The organism is Streptomyces sp. NPDC006458 (assembly GCF_040612135.1).
In the GTDB taxonomy this organism is placed as follows: Bacteria; Actinomycetota; Actinomycetes; order Streptomycetales; family Streptomycetaceae; genus Streptomyces.
This window is the reverse complement of record NZ_JBEXPR010000081.1, coordinates 1-3,468: the sequence shown is the minus strand read 5'-3', so window position 1 is coordinate 3,468 and position 3,468 is coordinate 1. Positions and strand designations below refer to the sequence as shown.

Here is a 3,468-nt window from a genome sequence, read left to right as displayed (position 1 = left end):
GCGCCGAGGGGCTGCGGAACTGGGTGAAGCAGGACACGATCGACCGCGGGCGGGGGACGCCGGGCGAGCTGACGAGCGCGGAGCGGGAGGAACTGGGTTGTCGACCTCGACATCCAGAAGTTCTTCGACAGCGTCCGCTGGGACCTCATCGTCAAGGCTGTGGAAGCACACACCGACGCCGTTTGGGTGAAGTTGTACGTCCGGCGATGGCTGGAGGCACCGCTTCAACTACCCGATGGCACCTTGCAGATGCGAGACCGGGGGACCCCGCAAGGGTCATCGGTCTCGCCCGTGTTGGCGAATCTGTTCCTCCACTACGCGTTCGACATGTGGCTGACTCGGGAGTTCCCGAACGTCCCCTTCGAACGCTACGTGGATGACGCGGTCGTGCACTGCGTCAGCGAGCGCCAGGCCAGAAGACTGGTGGAGGCGATCGGGAACCGGATGGAAGAGGTCGGGCTGCGTCTGCATCCCGACAAGACCCGGATCGTCTACTGCAAGGACGCGAACCGGCGGGTCTCGTATGAGCACACGGCGTTCACGTTCCTGGGGTTCACGTTCCGCGCTCGCGCGGCGCGCAGCAAGCATGGGGTGACATTCCCGTGCTTTCTGCCTGCGATCAGCAAGGAGGCCCTGAAGAGGCTCAGTTCCGAATTGCGCGGGTGGCGGATTCACCTGCGCACGGGCCACACCTTTGCTCAACTCGCACGGGTCATCAACCCGATCGTGCGAGGGTGGATGCAGTACTACGGAGCGTTCTATCACTCCGCGCTGAAACCTCTCCTGCGGCGCATCAACGCCTACCTGGTGCGCTGGATCCGCAGAAAGTACAAACGGCTGGCCGGGTTCAAGAAAGCCAAGGACTGTTTCCAGGGGATCACACAGCGGTACCCGGGAATGTTCGCGCATTGGCGCCTGTGCCGTAATTTCTGGTGATCAGGGTGACAAGAGCCGTGTAACGGGAGACTGTTACGCACGGTTCTGTGGGAGCCGGAGGGTGAGATCCCCTCCGGCTACCCGACCCGACGTACTTGGTGTTCGCCGCCGTGGCGGTGAAGTCGCGCCCAAGCAGGTCCGGCACCGGTGTGGCGGACGGCTCGGGCACCGTGGTGACCTGGCGCTTGCGCAGCCGCAGCCCGGCGATACCGAACTTTCGCATCACCCGCCCGACGCGCTTGTGGTTCACACGCTCGCCCTCCTCGCGCAGTTCGGCGGTGATCCGGGGGCGGCCGTAGGTGCCGTCCCACTCGGCGTGCACGGCCCGGATCCGCTCGGCAAGCGCCGCGTCGGCCCGCTCGCGCGCGGTGCGGGCTGCACGGCCGGCCCGCCACTTGTAGAAGCTGGAGCGGGCGACCTCCAGCACCTGACACAACCGCTTCACGCCCCAGGCGCGGTGGTGGTCCTCAATGAACTGGCAGCGGTTCACCAGGTCATCTCCTGTGCGAAAAACTTCGTCGCCTTGCGCAGGATGTCCCGTTCGGTGGCCAGTTTCTGGTTCTCCTTGCGTACGGTCTTCAGTTCCGCGCGCAGGGCCGCGATCTCGGCCTCCAGTTCCTGCCTCGTGGCCTCGCTCACCGGGACGTCCTTCGTGTTCGTGCTCGTGGCGCCGCTTGGACCGCGGCGGGCCCGCTCGGCCCGCACCCAGTTGCGCAGCGTCTCCCGGCTGATCCCCAGATCCTTTCCGATGCCCTCGAAGGTGTGGCTCGGGTCCGACAGGTACAGCGCGACAGCGTCCGCCCTGAACTCGGGCGAGTAGACCTTCATCACCATAAGAGATCCCTCCTACCCGGCCCCTGGCGGGGCCGGGCTCAGAGGTGTCCACCACTCGGGGACAGGCCCCCACGGTCGGTACGAACGGCGCCTGGCAGACGCCGCGGTGGGAACTACTCCGGTGGTGGTCCGGCTGGTGGTCCGCCGGTTCAAGTGCCTCAGCTCCGGCTGCCCGGCGGTGACCTTCGTCGAACAGATACCGGGTCTGACCAGCCCTCATGCCCGACACACTCCGATTCTTCGCAAGCTGCTTGTGCGGGTCGCAGAGGCCCTGGCCGGGCGAGCTGGAGCCCGGCTCGCTCAGCGGATGGGGATGCCGGTGGCCAAGGACACCCTGCTACGGCTTCTTCGAGCCTCCGACCTCGAGGAACCCGGCATGGTGCGGGTCCTGGGAGTGGACGAGTTCGCCCTGCTCAAGGGTCGCAATTACGCGACGCTGCTGGTCGACCTCGAAGCCCGCCGCCCCATCGACGTCCTGCCTGGGCGGGAGGCCGCGGCGGTCGCCCGGTGGCTCGAACACCATCCGGAAGTCGAGATCATCTGCCGCGACAGGGCCTCCGCCTATGCCGAGGCCGCCAGGGCAGCCGCTCCTCAAGCAGTCCAGATCGCAGACGTGTGGCACCTCTGGAACAACCTTGCCAAAGCCGTCGAGAGGACCCTCACCAGCCACTACGCCTGCATCCGCGCCGGCCACGAAGCGGCCAGGCAGTCTGATGAGGAGGCCCCCGTCGCACCACCGGACGGAACACTTGACGTCCGCGGCCAGCCCCGCCGGATCGTCGGACGGATCCGCGAACGACACCGCCGCGTCCACGAACTCCTCGCCCAGGGCCGATCCCTCCGCGGAATCAGTCGGGACCTCGACCTGGACTACTACGCGGTCCGCCGATACGCCCAAACCTCGGATGTCGACGAGCTGCTGGTCAAGGTCACCCAGCGACGCACCCTGCTGGACGACTACAAGCCCTACCTCTACGAACGCTTCACCCAAGGCTGCCGCAACGCCAGTCAGCTCTTCCGAGAAGTCCGTGACCAGGGATTTCGTGGCGAACGCACTGGCGTCAACCGATACATCCGCCAGCTGAAGCAGGGCATCCAGACCGCCCCTCCCACACCTGCCCTGCCCAAGCCGCGACGGGCACTTCGCTGGGTGATGACGCACCCCGACCGGCTCCGGCCCCACGAAATCCTCGGGCTCAAAGCGATCCGGTCGGCCTGCCCCGAACTCGATGCAGCCGTCGAGCACGTCCGGACCTTCGCCACCCTCATGCACGACCGACGCGGGCAAGACCTCTTCGACTGGATCGAGCAGGTCCACGGCAGCGACCTGCCATCGCTACAGCAGTTCGCCCGCGGACTCCTCCACGACCGGGACGCCGTCGTCGCCGGCCTCTCCTCAACCTGGAGCTCAGGCCAAGTCGAAGGCCAGGTCACCAGAGTCAAGCTGATCAAGCGAGCCGGCTACGGCCGAGCCAAACTCGACCTCCTCCGAACCCGGATCCTCCTCAGAACCTGACCACCAGCCGATCACAAGATCAGCGACAGAGTCGATAAACGTCCCCAGCTCTGTCCGCGGCGGCAGCACGGTAGAGGATCTCGGGGGTCTGTACGGTGAGCGGTGTAACTCCCGAGCTGGAAGCGACAGTTGATGACTGACGTGACGAGTGACACCGAGGCCGGGAAGGCCGCTGTGGGTGC

2 protein-coding genes and 2 pseudogenes are annotated in these 3,468 nt (G+C 66.3%); 3 read left to right on the top strand and 1 reads right to left on the bottom strand.

Translation table 11 applies throughout. The annotated features are described in order from the left end of the window. Positions 1-93: 93 nt before the first annotated feature. Positions 94-549: pseudogene (locus ABZZ79_RS39560) on the top strand (reverse transcriptase domain-containing protein); the annotation flags it as partial. Between the two features lie 42 nt (positions 550-591). Beyond that, on the top strand, positions 592-936 hold the full coding sequence (locus tag ABZZ79_RS39555; RefSeq protein ID WP_356697512.1) for a group II intron maturase-specific domain-containing protein: 345 nt from the start codon (positions 592-594) through the stop codon (positions 934-936). Positions 937-1,021: 85 nt separating this feature from the next. Here ABZZ79_RS39555 and ABZZ79_RS39550 read toward each other — a convergent pair. Further along, positions 1,022-1,770: pseudogene (locus ABZZ79_RS39550) on the bottom strand (IS3 family transposase); the annotation flags it as partial. Between ABZZ79_RS39550 and ABZZ79_RS39545 the strand changes: the two are divergent. Next, positions 1,763-3,286: an ISL3 family transposase gene (locus ABZZ79_RS39545; protein WP_356697510.1), complete on the top strand. Its 1,524-nt coding sequence runs from the start codon at positions 1,763-1,765 to the stop codon at positions 3,284-3,286. The pseudogene ABZZ79_RS39550 and the gene ABZZ79_RS39545 sit on opposite strands and share 8 nt — an antisense overlap. The last annotated feature ends 182 nt before the right edge of the window (positions 3,287-3,468 follow it).